The 20,176-nt window shown below is 74.5% G+C and carries 18 protein-coding genes; 10 read left to right on the top strand and 8 right to left on the bottom strand.

Annotation, left to right across the window (positions count from 1 at the left end; translation table 11 throughout):
• Positions 1-89: 89 nt before the first annotated feature.
• On the bottom strand, positions 90-464 hold the full coding sequence (locus ACPPVO_RS29805; protein ID WP_360371606.1) for an FKBP-type peptidyl-prolyl cis-trans isomerase: 375 nt from the start codon (positions 462-464) through the stop codon (positions 90-92).
• 65 nt (positions 465-529) lie between these two features.
• On the opposite strand from ACPPVO_RS29805, the gene ACPPVO_RS29800 reads away from it, so the two are divergent.
• The gene (locus ACPPVO_RS29800; RefSeq protein ID WP_426514440.1) at positions 530-1,084 is read left to right on the top strand and encodes a hypothetical protein; all 555 of its coding nucleotides are present in this window, start codon (positions 530-532) and stop codon (positions 1,082-1,084) included.
• 441 nt (positions 1,085-1,525) lie between these two features.
• Complete coding sequence (locus tag ACPPVO_RS29795) at positions 1,526-3,628, top strand: MFS transporter (RefSeq protein WP_426514721.1); 2,103 nt, start codon at positions 1,526-1,528, stop codon at positions 3,626-3,628.
• Here ACPPVO_RS29795 and ACPPVO_RS29790 read toward each other — a convergent pair.
• Both ACPPVO_RS29790 and ACPPVO_RS29785 read right to left on the bottom strand, forming a co-directional pair.
• The gene (locus ACPPVO_RS29790; protein ID WP_426514439.1) at positions 3,588-4,568 is read right to left on the bottom strand and encodes an NYN domain-containing protein; all 981 of its coding nucleotides are present in this window, start codon (positions 4,566-4,568) and stop codon (positions 3,588-3,590) included. The genes ACPPVO_RS29795 and ACPPVO_RS29790 overlap by 41 nt on opposite strands.
• Before the next feature lie 39 nt (positions 4,569-4,607).
• A complete protein-coding gene (locus tag ACPPVO_RS29785; protein ID WP_426514438.1) occupies positions 4,608-5,255 on the bottom strand; it encodes a type 1 glutamine amidotransferase domain-containing protein in 648 nt (215 codons plus the stop codon).
• 77 nt (positions 5,256-5,332) lie between these two features.
• Between ACPPVO_RS29785 and ACPPVO_RS29780 the strand changes: the two genes are divergently transcribed.
• The 6 genes from ACPPVO_RS29780 to ACPPVO_RS29755 all read left to right on the top strand — a co-directional run bounded on the left by ACPPVO_RS29780 (position 5,333) and on the right by ACPPVO_RS29755 (position 12,294).
• Positions 5,333-6,163: a LysR family transcriptional regulator gene (locus ACPPVO_RS29780; protein ID WP_426514437.1), complete on the top strand. Its 831-nt coding sequence runs from the start codon at positions 5,333-5,335 to the stop codon at positions 6,161-6,163.
• A 211-nt stretch (positions 6,164-6,374) separates the two neighbouring features.
• Positions 6,375-7,784: a sigma 54-interacting transcriptional regulator gene (locus ACPPVO_RS29775; protein WP_426514436.1), complete on the top strand. Its 1,410-nt coding sequence runs from the start codon at positions 6,375-6,377 to the stop codon at positions 7,782-7,784.
• 2 nt (positions 7,785-7,786) lie between these two features.
• The gene (locus ACPPVO_RS29770) at positions 7,787-9,739 is read left to right on the top strand and encodes a vWA domain-containing protein (protein WP_426514435.1); all 1,953 of its coding nucleotides are present in this window, start codon (positions 7,787-7,789) and stop codon (positions 9,737-9,739) included.
• 79 nt (positions 9,740-9,818) lie between these two features.
• Positions 9,819-9,974, top strand: a complete 156-nt coding sequence (locus ACPPVO_RS29765; protein WP_223092164.1) for a DUF6131 family protein — start codon at positions 9,819-9,821, stop codon at positions 9,972-9,974.
• 305 nt (positions 9,975-10,279) lie between these two features.
• Positions 10,280-10,459, top strand: coding sequence for a hypothetical protein (locus ACPPVO_RS29760; RefSeq protein WP_426514434.1), 180 nt, complete (start codon positions 10,280-10,282; stop codon positions 10,457-10,459).
• Between the two features lie 350 nt (positions 10,460-10,809).
• Complete coding sequence (locus ACPPVO_RS29755; RefSeq protein ID WP_426514433.1) at positions 10,810-12,294, top strand: hypothetical protein; 1,485 nt, start codon at positions 10,810-10,812, stop codon at positions 12,292-12,294.
• Here the strand turns inward: ACPPVO_RS29755 and ACPPVO_RS29750 are convergent.
• The 3 genes from ACPPVO_RS29750 to ACPPVO_RS29740 form a co-directional block, all read right to left on the bottom strand.
• Positions 12,285-12,743: a peptidase inhibitor family I36 protein gene (locus ACPPVO_RS29750; protein WP_426514432.1), complete on the bottom strand. Its 459-nt coding sequence runs from the start codon at positions 12,741-12,743 to the stop codon at positions 12,285-12,287. The two genes, ACPPVO_RS29755 and ACPPVO_RS29750, sit on opposite strands and share 10 nt — an antisense overlap.
• Positions 12,744-12,932: 189 nt before the next feature.
• Positions 12,933-14,774 carry a tetratricopeptide repeat protein gene (locus ACPPVO_RS29745; protein WP_426514431.1) on the bottom strand — a complete coding sequence of 614 codons (1,842 nt, stop codon included), beginning with the start codon at positions 14,772-14,774 and terminating at the stop codon, positions 12,933-12,935.
• Positions 14,771-15,259: a MarR family winged helix-turn-helix transcriptional regulator gene (locus ACPPVO_RS29740; RefSeq protein WP_426514430.1), complete on the bottom strand. Its 489-nt coding sequence runs from the start codon at positions 15,257-15,259 to the stop codon at positions 14,771-14,773. The genes ACPPVO_RS29745 and ACPPVO_RS29740 overlap by 4 nt, the downstream gene beginning before the upstream one ends.
• Before the next feature lie 73 nt (positions 15,260-15,332).
• On the opposite strand from ACPPVO_RS29740, the gene ACPPVO_RS29735 reads away from it, so the two are divergent.
• Both ACPPVO_RS29735 and ACPPVO_RS29730 read left to right on the top strand, forming a co-directional pair.
• Positions 15,333-16,694 (top strand): MFS transporter, encoded by a 1,362-nt coding sequence (locus tag ACPPVO_RS29735; RefSeq protein ID WP_426514429.1) that lies wholly within the window; start codon positions 15,333-15,335, stop codon positions 16,692-16,694.
• 362 nt (positions 16,695-17,056) lie between these two features.
• Positions 17,057-18,493, top strand: a complete 1,437-nt coding sequence (locus ACPPVO_RS29730; RefSeq protein ID WP_426514428.1) for a hypothetical protein — start codon at positions 17,057-17,059, stop codon at positions 18,491-18,493.
• A gap of 64 nt (positions 18,494-18,557) precedes the next feature.
• Here the strand turns inward: ACPPVO_RS29730 and ACPPVO_RS29725 are convergent, their stop codons facing one another.
• Together ACPPVO_RS29725 and ACPPVO_RS29720 are read right to left on the bottom strand one after the other, a co-directional pair.
• Positions 18,558-19,061 (bottom strand): NUDIX hydrolase, encoded by a 504-nt coding sequence (locus tag ACPPVO_RS29725; RefSeq protein WP_426514427.1) that lies wholly within the window; start codon positions 19,059-19,061, stop codon positions 18,558-18,560.
• Positions 19,054-20,154 (bottom strand): ABC transporter ATP-binding protein, encoded by a 1,101-nt coding sequence (locus ACPPVO_RS29720; protein WP_426514426.1) that lies wholly within the window; start codon positions 20,152-20,154, stop codon positions 19,054-19,056. Before ACPPVO_RS29720 ends, ACPPVO_RS29725 begins: the two co-directional genes overlap by 8 nt.
• Positions 20,155-20,176 lie beyond the last annotated feature (22 nt).

Genomic DNA, 20,176 nt, shown 5'->3' with positions numbered 1-20,176 from the left:
GACCACCAGGTTCGGAGCTATTTCCGGTCTTCGCTGCGTCCCGCGTTTTGGTCGCGCGGCGGTTCCCGGCCTCCGTTGCGGGCCGAGGCTCAGTTGGTGCCGAGCAGGTCGACGACGAACACGAGGGTCTCGCCGGGCTTGATCACGCCGGCCGCGCCGCGGTCGCCGTAGCCCAGGTGGGGCGGGATGACCAGCTTGCGGCGCCCGCCGACGCGCATGCCCGCCACGCCGCGGTCCCAGCCGGCGATGACCTGACCACGGCCGAGGCCGAAGTCGAAGGCGCCGCCGCGGTTCCACGAGGCGTCGAACTCCTTGCCGGTCGACAGCGACACCCCGACGTAGTGGACACTCACCTGCTGACCGGTCACGGCCTCGGGGCCGTCACCCACGGTGATGTCCTCGATGACGAGGTCGGCCGGCGGCGGACCGTCGGGCAGGGTCACTTCGGGCTTGCTCAGGGCCATGCGCTTGACTCCTTCGTTACGAAACGTCGGCTCCATCCTGCCCTATACCGTCGTACCGTCGGCGTGTGCATCCCGTCCGGGTGGCTTTCCGGCTGGTGACGGCGTGCGCCGTGCTGGAGCTCGGCCAGGCCGCCACGGCGGGGTTTCTGCTGCTGCGGTACGAGGGGCTGGTCGACGCCCTGGGCCCGTGGTCACGCAACGAGGCCCTGCTGATCGAGACTGTCTATGTGCACCTCACGGGCGCGTCGGTGCTGGCCGCGGGCCTGGCCGGGCTGCTGTCGGGCACGGCGATGGCGATCCCGCGGCGCACGCCGTACACCCGCACGGTGGTCGGCTGGATGCTGCTGCTGGTGACGCTGTCCCTCCTGCTGGGCGTGGTCTTCAGCCCCGACGCGGTGCTGCTGCCGGACAACCAGCTCCAGCTGGACCATCTGCAGCCGTTGCTGCCGCTGTGGTACTCCGCGCAGCAGGGCCTGACGGTGACAACGGTGATCGGCTGCGCGACGGCGGCGGTGATCCGCCTGGGCGGCGAGACGGCGGGGGAGTATTACCAACGCCACGACCCGACCGCCACCTGGCACGGTTTCACGTCGTGGCTGGACGTCCGCTTCCAGGATTGAGCGGGCCTTCCGGCCACGGAGAGTGACCGCTCCCGATTTACCGGATTAGCGAATCCAGTAATCCAGTAATCCGCTAATTCGGCAATCCCGGCACCGCCGGCCCACGCCCGCCGCGCGGCGGGTTCGTGTCAGCGGGTTTGTGTCAGCGGCGCGCTGTCCCAATACCTCATCGACCAGATCGACGCCGTCGACCACATCCAGGTCCACCCGTGTTGCGGCAAACGAGGGGCGGTGTCGCTGGCGGTCGACCGGCCGCGTCGCCGGGGGCGACGGCGTGCGTTGCCGACGCCCGACGGTCCACGTCACTTGCGCCCGGGGGCCCGCGTCGCGGCGGTCGATCGGCCGGCCGGCAGCGTCGGCTGGGGGCGATGTCAGTGCTCGGTATTGCCGGAAATCTCGCGAGGGATGTCGAACCCTGCTTGCCGGCGTCGACCGGTTGGCATGATGAAGCGCTCACCCTGGCTGGGCCTGGCCGTGCTCGCCCTCCCGGCCCTGCTGGTCTCGATCGACGTGTTCGTGCTGCTCCTGGCCATGCCCCGCATCGGCGCCGACCTGCACGCGAGTAGTACCGAGCAGCTGTGGATCCTCGACGTGTACGGGTTCCTGCTGTCCGGCTCCATGATCACCATGGGCACGCTGGGCGACCGCATCGGGCGGCGGCGGCTCCTGCTGCTCGGCGCGGCGGCGTTCGGGGCGGCTTCGATCGTGGCCGCGTACAGCACCGGGCCGCTCATGCTCATCGCCGCCCGTGCCCTGCTCGGTATCGCGGGGGCCACCCTCGCCCCGTCGGCTCTGGCCCTGATCAGCGGTCTGTTCCCGGACCCGCGCCGCCGCGGCCTGGCGATCGGCGTGTGGATGGTCTGCTTCATGAGCGGCGCGATCATCGGGCCGGTCGTCGGTGGATTGCTGTTGCAGCATTTCTGGTGGGGGTCGGCGTTCCTGCTGGGCGTACCGCCGATGGTTCTGCTGCTGATCCTTGGTCCGCTGCTGCTGCCGGAGCAGCGGCATCCGGGTGCGGGGCGCTTCGACCTGCCGAGCGTGGCCCTGTCGTTGGCCGCCATCCTTCCGCTGGTCTACGGCGTGAAGGAGCTCGCCCGTGACGGCTGGCGCCCGCTGCCGGTTGCGGCCCTGCTGGTCGGGGTAGCTCTGGCCGTCGTCTTCGTGCGCCGCCAGACCAAGCTCGGCGCGGACATCCGCTCGGCCGAAGCCGCGTCCGAGCCCGACGCAGAGGGCAAGTTCGCCACGAATGCGTTCGTGCCGGGCGGGGCGGAGTCCGTGCGGGCGGGGAACGCGTTCGAGACGAATGCGATCGACGCGGATGAGTCTGCGCGCGCAGGGGGCGCGGCGGTGGAGGCGCCGGACGTGTTTGACACGAACGTGACCGGCGACGGCGACGGCGACGGCGGTGGCGGTGGCGGCGGTGACGGTGGCGGCGGTGACGGCGGCGGGAGCGATGGCGACGGCTACCGCGGGAGCGAGCGCCGGCGGGTTCGGCGGCGGGAGCCGTTGCTCGATCTTCGGTTGTTTCGCGATCGGGCGTTTGCCACGGCGCTCGGTGGGATGTTTGTCGGCACGATGTTGACCGGCGCCATGATGGTGTTCATCACGCAGCATCTGCAGCTCGTCGATGGGCTTTCGCCGCGCGATGCCGGGCTCTGGATTCTGCCCGCCGCTATCGCGACCGCGGGCAGTTTTCAGGTATCGCCGTTGCTTGCGCGGCGCGTTCGGCAAGGGTGGCTCATCGGCGGCGGGCTGTTGTTGTCCGCGGCGGGGGTGGCGAGTGTCGTGTTCATTCCGGCTTCGGCCGGGCCCTTGCCGATCATCGCGGCGTTCATTGTCACGAATCTCGGGATGGGGCCGATGGTCACGCTCGCGACCGGGATTGTGCTCGGGGCGGCGCCGGTGGAGCGGGCCGGGGCCGCGGGGGCGCTCAATGAGGTCAGTGGGGAGTTCGGGTACGCGCTCGGGATTGCGTTGCTCGGCAGTCTCGGGACGGCGGTGTACCGGGCGGTGGTCGAGCTGCCGGGTGGGCTCTCCCCGGATGCGGCCGGTGGGGCCCGGGACACGGTCACGGAGGCTACGGCCGTTGCGGGGACGCTGCCCGGGCCGATGGGGGAGCGGGTGCTGGGTGCGGCCCGGGACGCGTCCACGGCGGGGCTGCACGTGGTGGCGGCGGTCTGTGCGGTGATGCTCGTCGGGCTGGCCGTGGTGACGTTCCGGATGTTGCGGGATCTGCCGCCGTTGACCTCGGCCTCCGGAGGCGTGGGAACTGAGCCGGCCGCGGAAACGAGCGAAGGGGAGCCGGCCGCGGAAAGGAGCGACGGGGAGCCGGCCGCGGAAACGAGGGACGGGGAGTCGGCCGCGGAAAGGAGCGACGGGGAGTCGGCCGCGGAAAGGAGCGACGGGGAGCCGGCCGCGGAAACGAGGGACGGGGAGCCGGCCGCGGAAAGGAGCGACGGGGAGCCGGCCGCGGAAACGAGGGACGGGGAGCCGGGCGAAGAACTCAGGACGGGGAGCGGGGGCGGCGGCGCAAGTGGTACGTGATGGCGGCGGTGCCCAGCGCCGCCCCCCACACCACCCACAGCAGGCCCGGCGCCGTGACGCCCCAGGTCGAGGCGGTGATCGGCAGGCGGGCGTTCATCAGGCCGGCCGGGATCAGTACCACCGCGACAAGCATCGCCGGTGCCACCGCCAGCAGGGGCGGGACCCGGCGGCCCGACAACCACAGGGTCCAGCGCGGGAAGCGTTCGCCCCACGGGCGGACCAGGCCGTGGGTCAGGACGCCGCCGCCGATCGAGGCCACCGCGCAGCCCAGGCCGACCTCCAGCATGCCGTGCGTGGACTGCATCATCGTGAGGAAGTCGCGCGGGATGCCCAGCGGGACGCCCAGGAACCAGGCGATGCGCGTGACCTCGTACGGGACCGGGGCCAGCACGGCCACCCACACGGCCCGGCGGCCCCGGCGCAGCAGGGTCTCCGGGGGCGTGGCGGACGCGACCGCGCGGCGGGACGACCGCAGGGTCGCGGCCGCCCACAGCAGGCCGCCCGCGAAGAGGATCAGCAGGTTCGTGCGGTGCCAGTACATGATGTCGCCCAGGCCGTCCTGCGGGCCCGGTACGCCGGTGAAGGCGAAGACCAGCAGGAGCGGTGCGAAGGCCACGAACGCCAGCAGCGAGTAGTCGGGCAGCAGGAGCGCCAGGACCGCCGCGAGGGTCCAGCCGAAGGCGAGCGCGGCGCGGGCCCGGCCGCCGCGGGCGAGGTACACCCCCAGCAGCGTGGCGGCCAGGCACACCAGGGCCATGATCGGGGCGACGACCGCCGGTGCGGTGCCCTCCAGGAGCGACTGCGAGCTGTGCGCGTCGTCGACGCGGGCGAACGGGTAGTCGCCGCGGCCGGCCCACCAGGTCACGGCCAGCGCGCCGTAGCCCGCGGACCAGGCGGCGGCCGCCCACGCCGGCAGGGTCCGGGCATCGAGGATCGTCATACGGCGATCCTCGATGTGACCGACTGTGACGGTACTGAGTCAGGCTGAGAGGGCCATCAGGATCGCCTCGGCCACGCCCTGTGCGCTGGCCGGGTTCTGGCCGGTGACGAGGCGGCCGTCGCGGACGACGTTCGCGGCGAACGGCGGGCCGGGGCGTACCACGGCGCCGCGGGCGGTCAGGCGCTGCTGGAGCGAGAACGGTACGACCTCGGTGAGGCCGACAGCGGACTCCTCCTCGTCGGTGAACCCCGCGACCTCGCGGCCCGCGAGGAGGTGGGCGCCGCCGGGCAGCACGACCTCGGTCAGGCCGGCCGGGCCGTGGCAGACCGCGCCGACGACGCCGCCGCGCGCGTACACGGACGCCAGGAGCGCGGCCAGGGCGCCCGACGTCGGGAAGTCCCACATGGTGCCGTGGCCGCCGGCCAGGAAGACCGCGTCGTAGCGGGCCGGGTCGGCACCGGCGACGGGCAGGGTGCCGCCGGCCGCGACCGGGCGGAAGTCTTCGAAGCCGTCCCAGTCGCCGTCGGACGGGGGCGTGCCGCCGGCGATGGAGGCGAGGTCCACGGTGTGGCCGGCGGCGGTGAAGGTGCGCCACGGCTCGGCCGCCTCGGAGACGTAGTAGCCGGTCGGGCGGCCCGTCTCGCCGAGGGAGGCGTGGCTGGTCAGCACGGTGAGGATGGTCGACATGAGAACCAGGCTGCCGCGCCCTGTGCCATCACGACCAATAGGGAGGCACCGGCGGTACCATCGGAAAGGTTATGGCTTTGTCTTTCGATCTGTTGCGGACCTTCCTCGCGGTGCACCGGGAGGGGTCGGTCACCGCGGCCGCGCGGCGGCTCGGGCTCTCGCAGCCGGCGGTCACCGGGCAGGTGCGCTCGCTCGAGGCCGCGCTCGGCAAGCAGCTGTTCGTGCGCCAGCCCCGCGGCGTCGCGCCGACCCCGGCCGCGGACCTGCTCGCGCGGCAGGTCGCCGGGCCGCTCGACGCGCTCGAGGCCGTGGCCGACCCCGCGCCGGACGCGGTCACCGGGACCGTGCACCTCGGCGGGGCGGCCGAGTTCATGACCGAGAAGGTGCTGCCCGCGCTCGCGACGGCGGGGATCCGGCTGCGGGTCACGCTCGGGCTCAACGACGACCTCGTGCGCGGGCTCGAGTCCGGCGCGCTCGACCTGGCCGTGCTCACCACCCGCCCCCGGTCGCGGCGGCTCGTCGCCGAGCCTCTCTACGACGAGGAGTTCGTGCTGGTCGCGGCGGTGGCGGGGGACCCCGGGCGCATGCCGCTGGTCGCCTACGCCGAGGAACTGCCGATCATCCGGCGGTACTGGCGCAGCGTCTACGGCACCCGCGCGACCCGCACCGCCGAGGTGGTCGTGCCCAACCTGCACGCCGTGCTTGCGGCGGTGCGGGGCGGCGCGGGGTTCAGCGTGCTGCCGGAGTACCTGTGCCGGGCCGACCTCGCCGAGGGGCGGCTCGTGGTGCTGGAGCATCCGGAGGTACCGCCGCTGAACACGCTGTTTCTCGCACACCGGGCGGGCACGGCGTCCCCCGCGGTGGTTGCGGTGCGCGGCCGGCTCCTGGAGGCGGCGGGAACCTGGTGATCGGCCCCGGTGCGGCGGTCCCGCAGCGGCCGCGCGGTGCCCGGGTGGTGGGCGTGGTGCGGGGCGCGCGGCCGGAGGCGGCGGGAACCTGGTGATCGGCCCCGGTGCGGCGGTCCCGCAGCGGCCGCGCGGTGCCCGGGTGGTGGGCGTGGTGCGGGGCGCGCGGCCGGAGGCGGCGGGAACCTGGTGATCCGAGATAGTGTTCGCTGATGTGACTGTGACGCCAGACCAGCCCCTGGACCTTCCCCGCACGGTAGGCGAGCTCCGGGCGAGCGGCCACCGGTTCCGCACCGTGAAGGAGGAGCTCCGCGAGAACCTCCTCGACCGGCTGCGCTCCGGCGAGCCGCGCTTCCCCGGCATCGTCGGCTACGACGACACCGTCCTGCCCGAGCTCGAGCGCGCCATCCTGGCCGGCCACGACGTCGTGCTGCTCGGCGAGCGCGGCCAGGGCAAGACCCGGGTCATCCGCGGCCTGATCCACCTGCTCGACGAGTGGACGCCGATCATCGCCGGCTCGGAGCTCAACGAGCACCCCTTCGAGCCCATCACGCCCGCCTCGCGCCGGCTCGCCGCCGAGGCCGGCGACGCGCTGCCGGTCGACTGGGTGCACCGGTCGCTGCGGTACGGCGAGAAGCTCGCCACCCCCGACACCAGCGTCGGCGACCTCATCGGCGACGTCGACCCGATCCGGGTCGCGCAGGGCCGCACCCTCGGCGACCCCGAGACCATCCACTTCGGCCTCGTGCCGCGCACCAACCGCGGCATCTTCGCCGTCAACGAGCTGCCCGACCTCGCCGAGCGCATCCAGGTGTCGCTGCTCAACGTGCTCGAGGAGCGCGACATCCAGGTCCGCGGCTACCAGCTGCGCCTGCCCCTGGACATCCTGCTCGTGGCCAGCGCCAACCCCGAGGACTACACCAACCGCGGGCGGATCATCACGCCGCTCAAGGACCGGTTCGGGGCCGAGATCCGCACCCACTACCCGCTGGACCTCGAGCTGGAGATGGATCTGGTACGCCAGGAGGCCCAGCTCGTCGCCCAGGTCCCCGACCACGTCATCGAGGTCCTCGCCCGGTTCACCCGCGCGGTGCGCGAGTCCCCGTCGGTCGACGCCCGCTCCGGCGTCTCCGCCCGCTTCGGCATCGCCGCCGCCGAGACCGTCTCCGCGTCGGCGCTGCGCCGCTCCGGGCTGCTCCGCGAGGACCTGCCGGTCGCGCGCATCGGCGACACCGAGTCGGTGACCTCGACGCTGCGCGGCAAGGTCGAGTTCGACAGCGGCGAGGAGGGCCGCGAGGTCGAGATCCTCGCCCACCTGCTGCGCACCGCGACCGCGGAGACGTTCCGCGGGCGGCTGGCCGGGCTCGACCTGTCCGGCTTCACCGACCTCGTCGCCGAGGGCCAGGTCATCGAGACCGGCGAGCTGGCCGGCGCCGACGAGATCCTGCGCCAGGTCGGCACCGTCCCGGGCCTGGCCAAGGTCCTCGACCGCCTCGGCCTCGGCGACGCGCCCAGCCGCGGCGAGGCCGCCGCGGCCGTCGAGTTCGCCCTGGAGGGCCTGCACCTGACCCGGCGGCTGTCGAAGGACCTCACCGACGACGGCCGCACCGTGTACGGAGGCTGATCTTGCGCCACAACAGGTTCCGCTACGGTGCATGGCGCGGCGGGCCCGACCCGCTCGCCCCGCCCTACGACGTGCGGGCCGCCGTCGACCAGGTCGGCCAGGAGGTGCTGGAGGGCGGCAGCCTGCGCGACGCCCTGCGCAACCTGCTGCGCCGCGGCCCTCAGGGCGGCCGGGGCCTCGACGACCTGCTCGCCCGGGCCCGCCGGATGCGCCGCGAGGCCATGCGCCGCGGGCAGCTCGACGGCGCGGTGACGCGCTCCACGCAGCTGCTCGACCAGGCGCTGGCCTCCGAACGTGACGCGTTGAGCCGGCTCGACTCCGACGACGCCCGATTCGCCGAGGCGCAGCTGGACGCGCTGCCACGATCGACCGCACGGACCGTTTCGGAACTGTCCGAGTACAACTGGACATCTCCGGAGGCGCGGCAGCTGTACCAGCAGATCCTCGACGAGCTCCGCCAGGAGGTCGTCGAGCAGCGCTTCCAGGGCATGCAGCAGGCGTTGCGCGACCCCGAGGCGCAGGCGGCGATGCGCGAGATGCTCCAGGACCTCAACGCCCTGCTCGCCAAGCACGCCCGCGGCGAGAACACCGACGACGCGTTCGCCGAGTTCATGAACCGCCACGGCGACTTCTTCCCGGAGAAGCCGGCCAACGTCGACGAGCTCATCGACGCCCTCGCCCGGCGGGCCGCCGCGGGCGAACGGCTCATGCGCTCGCTCTCGGCGCAGCAGCGGGCCGAGCTGCAGGACCTCATGGCCCAGTCGCTCGGCGACATGGCGGGGGAGTTCGCCGCCCTCACCGACAACCTGCGCGCGCTGCGCCCCAACCTCAACTGGGGCCGCGGCGAACGCGTCCGCGGCGAGAACGACCTCGGCTACGGCGACGCGGCCGGGGCCCTCGAGGAGATCGGCGACCTCGACGACCTGCTCGACCAGCTCGGCCAGGAGCACCCCGGCGCGACCCTGGACGACGTCGACGTCGAGGCGGTCGAGCGGCAGCTGGGCCGGGCCGCCGCCGACGACGTACGCCGGCTGCGGGAACTGGAGCAGCAGCTGCGCCGGCAGGGCTGGGTGACCCGCGGCGACGACGGGCTGACCCTGAGCCCGAAGGCGCTGCGGCGGCTGGGCGGCACCGCGCTGCGGACCGTCTTCGGCCAGCTGCACGCCGGGCGCCAGGGCCAACACGACCTGCGCGACGCGGGCGCCGCCGGGGAGCTGACCGGGGCGTCACGGCGCTGGCAGTACGGTGACGAGCAGGCCCTGGACGCGGTGCGCACGATCGGCAACGCCGTGCGCCGCCAGGCCACCGGCGGCGCCGCGGTCCTGCCGATCGGGCTGGACGTCGAGGACTTCGAGATCGCCGAGACCGAGCGGCGCGTGTCGGCCGCCGTCGCGCTCTGCGTCGACCTGTCGTTCTCGATGATGGCCGACGGGCGGTGGGGTCCGATGAAACAGGCCGCTCTTGCCCTGTCCCACCTCGTGGCGACCCGGTTCCCGCAGGACGCGCTGCAGATCATCGGCTTCGGGCGGTACGCCTCCACGCTCTCCCAGGAGCAGCTCGCCGCCGTGGAGCCCGACATGGTGCAGGGCACCAACCTGCAGCACGCGCTCAAGCTGGCCGCCCGGCACCTGCGCCGCCACCCGGCGTCCGACCCGGTCGTCCTCGTCGTGACCGACGGCGAGCCGACCGCCCACCTGCTCGACGACGGCGAGTCGTACTTCATGTGGCCCTCGACCCGCGAGACGGTCCGCGCCACGGTGCACGAGGTCGACCAGCTCACCCGCTACGGGGCGGTGCTGAACTTCTTCATGCTCGGTGAGGACCCGGGCCTGCGGCGCTTCGTCGACGCGGTGGCCCGGCGCAACGGCGGGCGGGTCTTCACCCCGGACGCCGACGACCTGGGCCGTTACGTCGTCTCCGACTACATCCGCGCGAGGCGGGGCCGCCGCGGGTGAGTTGTGTTTGATACCCGGGGCCTTGGGGGTACCAGATCCACGTAGATCGGTACCCCCACTCCTCCCGGGAGCTGACAAAATGATCGTCCTAGGTCTCATCCTGTTCCTCGTCGGCCTGTTCCTGCACGTCGGCATCATCGAGACGATCGGGATCGTGCTGCTGATCGTCGGCGCGGTGCTGTGGATTCTCGGCGCGGTGGGCCGTCCGATCGCCGGCCGCCGCCACTATTGGTAACCAGCGTTCGTGAAAAGGGCCGGCCCATCGGGCCGGCCCTTTCGTGTTGCATGAGCCGTTTGCGTCTTGACGGTATGGCCACTTGGCCATACTATGAAGCCGAATAGGCGCGCCCAATTGTGCGGACCGGAGGTTTGCACAATTTCCGGCACCGACCCCACCTGCCCGGACTCCGATAAATGTTCGGCTCCGGATGATGCCGTGATTTCCCGGGCATTGTGATCTCCGTAACGCGTTACCGCCGGTGTGACGATCACCCGCGGCGCACGGGCCGACCGTGCGCAACGGTTGATCGGAGGATCGAGATGGCACGACGCATCGTCGACGCAGTGCTCGGGCTGGCCGCGCTGGCCGGGGTGTTCGGCCTGGCCGCCCTGGCTCTCGGGGCCGGCTTCTCGGCCGGCAGCATCGCCGCGATGGTGGTGGCGGTGGCGGCCGCGGCCGGACGCCTGGCCGCACGGGTCGGGCGTGGTGGGCGGGATTGAAGTGGGGGCCTCCCGCTGCAACGGAAGACCCCGTCCCGCGACCGCTGAACCCTCTTGCCAGGCCGGACCGGGTGCCGCGAACGTTACCGCACGGTCGCGCTGAGCCACACCCCCGAAAATGTGAATCGACATGCGACTATTCATGCGAATGTTTCACGCGACCCGGGTGGCGCGATCCCGCGCGGCGGTGGCACGATTCCGGCAGCCGGGCGGCGCCGGTCGGCTGCAACCGCCGGCGTGCGTGCGAAACCCCCGGCGGCACATGCCGACGCTGAACCCCTCCGGGGACGACGCCCCGCCGCAGCGGTGGGGCGTCGCCCCGACGCACCGCGCGAGAGCGAGCTGAGTCGATGGCCGCCCCGACCACGGGCCCGGACGGCGCCGCCAAGAGACGGCGCGGCCGCAAACGCGGCGACATCCAGGGCTTCGGCCCGGCGGCCGGCTGGGCCGGCCGGCTGCGCGACGCGCTGGACCTCGTCGGGCCGCCCACGCGGCGAGAGCTGGCGAAGCGGCTGTTCGTCAGCACCAGCACCCTGTCCGAGATCGACGACGGCCGGACGCTGCCGGAGTGGGACAAGTGCCGCCGCTACCTGCTCATCGGCTGCGCGGTGCCGGAGGCCGAGCTGGGGCAGTGGGAGCGGTGGTACGAGCAGGCCGCCGCCGAGGCCGCCCGGCTGCGCCCCGACCTGCGCCGGTTGCGCACCCGCGCCGACGTGCGGCCCGAGCTCCTGCGGATGCTCGACGTCGCCGGCGTCACCCTGGCTACGTGTGCCGAGCGAGCCGGTGCGCCCGCACCCAGGTTCCTGCCCGGATCGGCCCCCGGTGCGGCGGACCTGGTGGACGAGGCCCGGTTCGACGCGCGGGTCCTGGCCTGGATCGTCTATCTCGCCGGCGGCACGCAGGCCGACGTCCGGCATTGGCAGCGCCGCTACGACCAGCTGCCGGAGCCGTGGCCCGACGACACCGCCACGGCGCCGCCACGGCCCGAGCCGCACCCGCAGCGGCCGTCCCCGCTTCCCGGGCCGGCGTCCGAACGGCCGCGCGGGCGGGCCCCGGTGCTCGGCTGGGTCGCGGCCGGTGCGCTCGGCGCGACCCTCGCCGGCGTCCTGTTCGTGGCGGTGCCGGGCGGGCGCACCACCGCGCTCGGCGGGCGGGGCGCCCCACCGGCCCTGGGGCTCGTCGCCGACGGCGGTCCCGCGGGCGACGCGCTGCGCCGGCTCGCCGAGAGCGCCGAGGCGCTGCCGGCCGAGGCGGAGGCGCGGTACCGCTGCATCCACCGTGTCGCGTGGACCGACGAGCGCGCCGCGCGGGTGCGCACCGACGAGCAGGTGTGCTGGGCCAACGACGCCCCCGGGCGGCTCACCGAGACGGTGTCGGGGCGCGGCCCCGCGCCCGTGACCCGGGTCGAGCGGCTCGAGCCCGGGCTGCCGCCCGGCACCGTCGACGCGCCCGGCACCGACCCCGGTGCGCTGTTCGCGCTCGTCGCGCGGCAGCGGCCGAAGCCCGACGGTGACGTACGGCCGCTGCTGCTGTGCCTCGACATCGCCGACCGGTATCCGCTCGGCCCGGCCCAGCGCGGAGCAGTACTGCGGATGCTCGCCGCCCGGGACGGGATCGTGCTGCGCGGGCAGGGCGCCGACGGGCTCGGCCGGCCCGGCCTGGCGGTCAGCGCCGACGGGGCCGCCGGCTCACGCGTGACGCTCTTCTTCGACCGCGAGGACGGGCGGCTGCTCGGGGGCCAGACGGTCCGCGCGGTACCGGCGGCCGGGGGCGCCACGACGACCGAGGACGTGGCCTACGCCGAGGCGGGGTGGTCGGCGACGCTTCAGCAGTAGCGGTACACGTCGGTGGCGCGGTTGCGGCCCGAGCCCGCGTCGCCGATCGCCCGCGCAGCCGTGCCGATCTGGAAGAGGCCGGTGCCGCCGTCGAGGAACTGCACCGAGCCGCGAGACAGGTTGTAGTACGCCGACTCGACCCGGTCCTGCCAGCCCCACCAGGCCAGGCTCTGCCAGCCGCAGTCGCTGAGCTTGCCCCGCGGATAGCCGTAGTCGGGCCGGTCGTAGAAGCAGAACCAGCCCGACGGGCAGTCGATGAGCGCGTCGGTCCGCGGCGGCGCGTGCAGGGTCACCACGAACGCGCCACCGCCGTAGGCGATGTCGCCGCCGATGAGCCGGCCGCCCGGGTGCACGACGAGGTAGGCGGCCGCGTCCGCGGCGACGGGCGCGGCGCCCGCGGCGGCCCCGGCGAGGGCCAGGACGGCGAGAATACGGACGATGGGGGTCATGGGCTGACCGTACGTGACCGTATCGCTGAGTAACTATGCCGCTTCATACTGTGGCATGAGTGAATGTGCGCCCGCGGTGGCCAGCGCGGCCGCCGCTCCGCCGAATTGTGCGAAGGTGCTGCCCGCACAATTCGGAGCGGCCATTGTCGTACGGACCGTAACGGTCCGCTGATGTGCAACTTGCAGATGTCAGCGCCGGCCGAACCAGCGTCGTTTCCGGCCCGGCGCGGGCACGGCCGCCGGTGGCGTCTCGTCCGGCTCGTCGGCGCGGCTGAGCAGTTCGCGGGCCAGGCCGGTCACCTCCGGCGCCATGTCCGGCGTGGCCAGGACCAGCGTGGCCAGCGACTCGCGGATCGTCACCACCCGGGCGCGCGACTGCTGCATCGCGTCGAGGAAGCGCCGCCCGATCGTCTCGCGCACCTCCGGGCGGCACACCGGGTCGAGCCACGCGGCCACGACCAGGGCGAAAACCGCGGCCTCGGTGGTCCAGTCCTCGACGCCGTAGACGATCGAGGTGAGCAGCTCGCGCGGGCGGGCGGTGTCGCCCGGCTCGGCGCCGGCGCGCAGCTCGTCGCAGTGCAGCAGGCCCAGGCAGCTGTACGCCTGCGCCGCCCGCTCCCACACCCCGTCGGGCAGCTGCTGGTCGCGGCCGGCCGGCGGGTGCACGAGCAGCGCGACGAGCTCGGCCGCGGGCAGCTGGCCCAGCGGCAGCGCATGGTCGTAGGCGGCCACCGGGTTGGGCCAGAACGGCCAGACGACGCCCTGGAGGAGCTCCAGGGATCGCGGTGACGGCAGCGGTACCGCCGGCGACGCGACCAGCCCCGCGTAGGTCCACAGCACCCGGCCGCCGGGCCGCTGCGGCGCCACCATGTCCGGCGGCGGGTCGCCCTCGATCGTGAGGTCGAGGCCGGGCAGCTCGCGGTGCACGACGCGCAGCGCGCTGGGCACCTCGAGGGCGGAGACGGTTGCGGTGCCGGCCATGGCGCGGTCGGTGCGCGGGATCTGGTGCAGCAGGTTGATGACGGACTCGGCGGGGCCGTTGACCATGCCGAGCCAGGGCCGGCCCCGGCAGGCGCCGTCGAGGTCGCTGTGCTCGTGGCTGGTGACCGGGTGCTCGCGCATGAAGTCGACGAGGCCCACGAGGTGGCGCACGTCGGCGTCGCGCTGGAAGCGCAGCCGGGCGGCGGTGTGCACGGCGCAGTCGTACTCCGGGGCCCGCCGGATCGCCGCGTCGAGCAGCTCGAGGGCCTCGTCGAGGCGGCCGGCCTCGGCGAGCCAGTTGGCCATGTCGGCGCACAGGTCGACCTCGTCCGGCTGGGCCTGCCACGCCTGGCGCATGACCTGCAGGGCCTGGTCGAGGCGGCCGTCGGCCTTGAGGGCGTACGCGTACCAGACGGCGGTGAGCTTGTCGGGGTGCAGCCGGTGGCCGTGGGCGCCCCACCGGACCGCCTCGGCCAGGACGCCCGGCACCAGGGCGGTGAAGCGGCGGGCCAGGCCGGCCGCGGCGCCGTGCAACAGCGCGCTGCCGGGGTGGGCGGCGCAGGCGCGGCGGGCCAGGTCGAGGTACACCTCGTTGACCCGGGCCACCGCCTCGCCGGCCGGGTCGCCGAGGCCGGGCATGACCGCCACGAAGAGCCGGGCCAGCTCGTCGGGGTCGAGCCGGCGCGGTTCGAGGGCCCGCACCCAGGTCACGTCGGCCCAGGGCTGGGCCGGGTCGAACCGGGTCGCCTGGGCCAGCATCCGCAGGCCGCCCATCGGGTCGTGGCGGCCCTGCAGGTGGGCGCGGGCGACGACGGAGCCGATGAACGCCGGCTGCTCGACAGGGAACAGCGCGATGGCGCCCTCGTCGCCGGCCCGGGCGACGAGGGCGGCGAGCAGTTCGTGCACCTCCGGCAGGCGCGGCGCCCAGGCGATCGCGCCGGCGACGTGACCGGCCGCGTGCCCGAGGTCGCCGTCGGCGAGCGCGATGCGGGCCAGGGACAGTTCGCCGTGGGCCTGCGCGGTCGGGTCGTCGCGCTGCTCGTCGGTCACGCCTGGAGCGTATTGCGTTCCGCCCGGATTCGGTGGCCCGCCCGGTCCGCCCGATTTTGCGTGTCGACGTTGGCGGTCAGCGCGGCGAGCACGGCGGGCAGGGCGGCGACCGTGTCCGCGGGCAGCCCGGCGACGGTCTCCTCGGCGAGGTCGCACCAGAGCGCCTTGACCCGCTGGGCCAGGGCCCGGCCGCGGTCGGTGAGCGCCACGACGGTCGCCCGCCTGTCGGTGGGGGCGGGGCGGCGGCTGATGTGCCCCGACGCCTCCAGCTTCTTGGTCATGAGGGTGACGCTGGGCGGCTCGCAGCCGAGCGCGTCGGAGAGCTGGGCCTGGATGCGGGGCCCGGTCCGGTCGAGCTCGAGCAGCAGGGCCTCCTGGCCCGGGTACAGCCCGAGCGGGGCCAGCAGCGCCGCGGCGCGGGCCCGATGGCGCAGGCTGAGCAGCCGGATCGCCTGGTTGAGCGCGTCGGCGGCGGCGAAGTCCACGACCCCTCCTTGACAGAAATAGTTATGCGCATAACGTTATGCGCGTAACTAAATCCTACACGGGGAGCCCATCGTGCCGAGAACCGCCTGGCTGGTCCTGCCGCTGGTGTGCGCGTGCCAGTTCGTGGTGATCCTGGACGCGTCGATCGTGAACGTCGCCCTGCCCTCGATCCGCCGCGACCTCGGCTTCACGCCGACCGGCCTGGCCTGGGTCGTCGACGCGTACCTGCTGACCCTCGCCGGCTTCATGCTGCTCGGCGGCCGCGCCGCGGACCTGGCCGGACGCCGCCGCCTGCTCGCCGGCGGGGTGCTGCTCTTCGCCCTGGCCAGCCTCGCCGCCGGCCTCGCCCCGACCGCGGGCGTGCTGGTCGCGGCCCGCGCGGTGCAGGGGCTCGGCGCCGCGCTGCTCGCCCCCGCGACCCTCGCCGTCATCAACACCGCGTTCACCGCGGGCGCGGCCCGGGCCCGGGCGTTCGGCGCCTGGTCGGCCGCGGGCGGCGTCGGCGGGATGGCGGGCGCGCTGGCCGGCGGCGCGCTCACCACCGCCCTGTCCTGGCGCTGGGTGTTCCTCGTCAACGTGCCGATCGGCGCCGCCCTGGTCGCCGCGGCGTTCGCGGCACTGCCCGGCGACCGGCCCGGCCGGCGGGAGCGCCTCGACGTGCTCGGCGCGGTCACCGGCACCGCGGGCCTGGCCGCGCTCATCTACGGCGTCATGCGCGGGCACGGCGGGACGGTCGCGGCCGGCCTCGGGCTGCTCGCCGTCTTCGCGGTCGTCGAGTGGCGCGTCGCCGCGGCGCCGATGCTGCCGCTGCGGCTGCTCGCCCGCCGGGGCCCGGCCGCCGCCGACGCGATGCTGCTGCTGTTCGGGGCGGCGGCGATCGGGCTGTGGTACTTCTCGTCGCTGCTGCTGCAGAACGTCCTGGGCTACAGCGCGCTGCGGGCCGGGCTCGGCCAGACCCCCGCGGCCGTCCTGTTCGTGGTGGTCGCGCACTGGGCGGCGGTACTGCTGCCGCGTCTCGGTCCGCGCGTGCTCGTGCTGTGCGGGTCGGTGTGCCTCACCGCCGGATTCGCGTGGCTGTCGCGGGCCGGGACCGGCTACCTCGCCGGGGTCCTCGGGCCGACGCTGCTCGTCGCGGCCGGGATCGGCCTGGTGTTCCCGACGCTCATGGCCGCCGCGACCGCGGGGGTGCCGGAGGGTGACGCGGGGACGGCCGGCGGGCTGGCCAGTACGGCGAGCCAGGCCGGGTCGTCGATCGGTCTCGCGCTGCTCGCCACCGTCGGCGGCTTCGACCGGGTGTTCGTCGCGGCCGCCGGGATCGGGGTCGTGCTGGCCGTGGCGAGCACGCTCCTGCCGCGGCGTGAGAACGCCGGAGCCGGCGTCGGTGGGGGCAGCGGCGATGCGTCGGCCGGGCTTCAGCCGCGCCGCGTCGCGTGAGGGTGCCGGTGGCGCGTCGGCCGGGTTTCAGCCGCGCCGCGCCGCGTCGCGTGAGGGTGCCGGTGGCGCGTCGGCCGGGTTTCAGCCGCGCCGCGCCGCGCCGCGCCGGGTGAGGGTGCCGGTGGCGCGTCGGCCGGGTTTCAGCCGCGCCGCGCCGCGCCGCGCCGGGTGAGGGTGCCGGTGGCGCGTCGGCCGGGCTTCAGCCGCGCCGCGCCGCGCCGGGTGAGGGTGCCGGTGGCGCGTCCGCCGGGCTTCCGCCGCGCCGCGCGGTGTGAGGGGTGCCGGTACTCGTCGCCGGCCTGCCGCGGCGCGCCGCGTGACGGGAGCGCCGACCGGCGCCGGTGCACGGTATGTTGCCCGGCATGAGCGATGTCCCCTCGCCGCCCCCGGCCCGGCCGTTCCGCGAACTGCTGCCGCACTTCATCTGGGAGGGCGTCCTCCTGCTGGCCGCGATCGGCGTGACAATCGCGCTGTACAGCGGCAAGGGTCAGCGACTCTTCGAGACGGGCAGCATCTGGCTGCCCATCGCCTCGCTCGGCTTCGCCGCGGCCGGGATGTCCCTGTCGCTGCGCACCGGCACCCCCAACCTCGCCATCGGGTCCCTGGCCCAGCTGTCCGCGTACCTGTACGCCGACCAGGGCATGGGCGTCGCCCTGTTCGCGGTCGCCGGCATCGGCCTGGTGCTCGCCCTGCTCGTCGGGCTCACGGGCGTGCCCGGCTGGGCCGTCACGCTGCTCGGCGGCCTCCTCGTGCAGGCCATAGTGATCGGCCTCGACGACGGGAAGACCATCATCCTGCACGACCGGCCCGACACCTACTGGCCCTGGGGCGTCGCCTTCATCGTGCTGTCCATCGCCGGCGGGGTCGCCTTCGCGTTCCCTCCGGTCCGGCGGTACCTCTCCGCCAACCGCCCCGCCGGCGGCGAGGCGGGCGCGTTCAGCCTCGCCAAGCTCGTGGGCGCGCTGGTCGGCGTGTTCGGCTCGAGCGTCGCCGCGGCCCTGGCCGGGGTCGTGCTGACGATCCAGCTCGACTCGGCCAGCCCGATCGACACCGGCCTGACCCTCGCCGCGCTGGCCACCGTGCTGCTGGCCGGGGTGAGCCCGCTCGGGCGCCGCGCCGGTGTCCTCGGCGTCGTGCTCGCCGTCGTTATCTACGCCTGCACCCGGTACCTGCTGGTGCTGCAGAACCTCAGCGCGTGGCAGATGTTCCTCGTCGAGGCCCTGTTCGGCCTGTTCGGGGTCCTGGTCGTGTGGCTGCTCGAGCTCATCGGGCGGCGGGCGTCGCCGTTCGTCGTGGCGCGGCCGGCCCCGGTGCTCGCCCCGGGCTTCCCGCCGCCCGGCGCTTTCCCGCCGCCGGGTGGTTATCCGGTACCGGTGGGCGGCTACCCGGCCCAGCCCGCGCCCGGATATCCGGCTCAGCCCGGCTATCCGGCCCAGCCGGCGCCCGCCTCCCCGTATGCGCCGGCCGGTCCCGTGAGCCCGGCCCCGCCCACGCCGCCGTCGTCGGCCCCGCCCGCCTACGGTCCGCCCGCCTACGGTCCGCCCACGTCCGCACCGCCCGCATCCGCGCCTCCGGCCTCGGCCCCGCCCGCGTCGGCGCCTCCGGCGTACGGTCCGCCCACCTCGGCCCCGCCCGCTTCCGCGCCGCCGTCCTCTGCGCCGCCGTCCTCCGCGCCGCCCGCGTACGGTCCGCCCACGTCGGCGCCGCCGGCGTACGGGCCGCCGCCGGCCGGGATTCCGCCGCTGCCCGGTTCGCCGCCGCCGCCCTCCTCGGGGCCGAACTGGCCGCCCGCGCAGTGAGGGCCGCCGGTGCTCGGCGGGATCGATCGGGCACCGGCGGTACACCGGAAATCGGTTCGAAAAATCAGACGGCGTTGCGCTCCCGGATCGCGGGGTGTTTCGACCCCGGGGCGGTGAACCACGCCGCGGGCTCGTCGCGCAGGGCCTGCTCGATCCGCAGCCGGGCGAACGCCTCCAGCGGCGGGAGCCCGCCGGGCGCGAACCAGCGCATGTCCAGCGACTCCTCGTCGTTGACGCGGGCCTCGCCGGAGACGTACCGGCAGCGGAACCACACGTTGAGGTAGTCGCACTGGTCGCCGTTGGGGTAGGTGACCGGGTGCATCGCGACCCCGGCGAGGCGCTCCACGGCGATCTCGACGCCGGCCTCCTCGCGCACCTCGCGCACGATCGCGTCGGCGGGCTGCTCGCCGGGGTCGACCATCCCGGCGAGCAGTGACCACGTCCCGGTGTCGCTGCGCCGGCCGAGCAGCAGCTCCCCGGCGTCGTTGAGCACCACCGCCGACACGCCGGGCAGGAGCACGAGGTCGTGCCCGACGTGCCGGCGCAGGTTGCGAAGGTAGCTAGACATCCCCATGCGCGGGGACCTTAGCCGACTCCGGTACCGCCGCGGGGTCCTCCACGCTGTCGGCGACCAGCACGGGGCCCTCGCCGACGCCGACGGTGACCGTGTCGCCCGGCTTGATGCCCGCCGCCTGCGGGGACGGCAGGTCGACCAGGGCCTCGTCGCCGTCGCAGAGGCGTACCGACAGGCGGGTCAGCGCGCCGTGGAACGTGCGGACCACGACGAGCGCGCCGCCCTGATCCGACGCCTTCAGGGTCATCGCCTCGGGCCGCACCAGCACGACCACGGCGCCCGGGGTGGCCTGGCTGGCGTCGGCGAGCGGGCGGTCGGCGCCGAGCACGCGGACGGTGCCGTCGGACCCGAGGACGCCGGGCAGGCGGTTCATGGTGCCGACGAACTCGCCGACGAACGGGGTGGCCGGGCGGTGGTACAGCGTGTCGGGGTCGGCGAGCTGCTCGAGCCGGCCCGCCTTCATGACCCCGACGCGGTCGGCGACGCTGAGCGCCTCGCCCTGGTCGTGGGTGACGAACAGCGTGGTGATGCCGAGCCGCTGCTGGATGCGGCGGATCTCGTCGCGCAGCTGGACCCGGACCTGCGCGTCCAGCGCCGACAGGGGCTCGTCGAGCAGCAGCACCCGGGGCTCGATGGCCAGGGCGCGGGCCAGGGCGACGCGCTGCTGCTGGCCGCCGGAGAGCTGGTGCGGGTACCGCTTCCCGACCGGCCCGAGCCCGACGAGCTCCAGCAGGTCGGCGGCCCGCTTGCGCCGCGCGGCGCCGTCGACGCCGCGCACGCGCAGCCCGAAGGCGACGTTGTCGGCCGCGGTGAGGTTCGGGAAGAGGCTGAACGCCTGGAACACCATGCCCATGTCCCGCTTGTTCGGGGCGAGGCCGGTGATGTCCTTGTCGCCCACCCGGATCGTGCCGGCGTCGGCGGTCTCGAACCCGGCCAGGACCCGCAGGGCCGTGGTCTTGCCGCAGCCGGACGGGCCGAGCAGGGCGATGAACTCGCCGGGCTCGATGACGAGGTCGAGGCCGTCGAGCGCGTGGACGGCCCCGAAGCTGCGGCGCATGCCGAGCATGCGCACACCGACGGCGCTCATGCGTCACCTCCGCTTCGTTTCG

Origin of the sequence: Dactylosporangium sp. McL0621, from assembly GCF_049995355.1 — a bacterium.
Lineage (GTDB): Bacteria > Actinomycetota > Actinomycetes > Mycobacteriales > Micromonosporaceae > Dactylosporangium.
The sequence above is the reverse complement of the archived record's forward strand: the minus strand, read 5'-3'. Positions and strand labels throughout refer to the sequence as shown.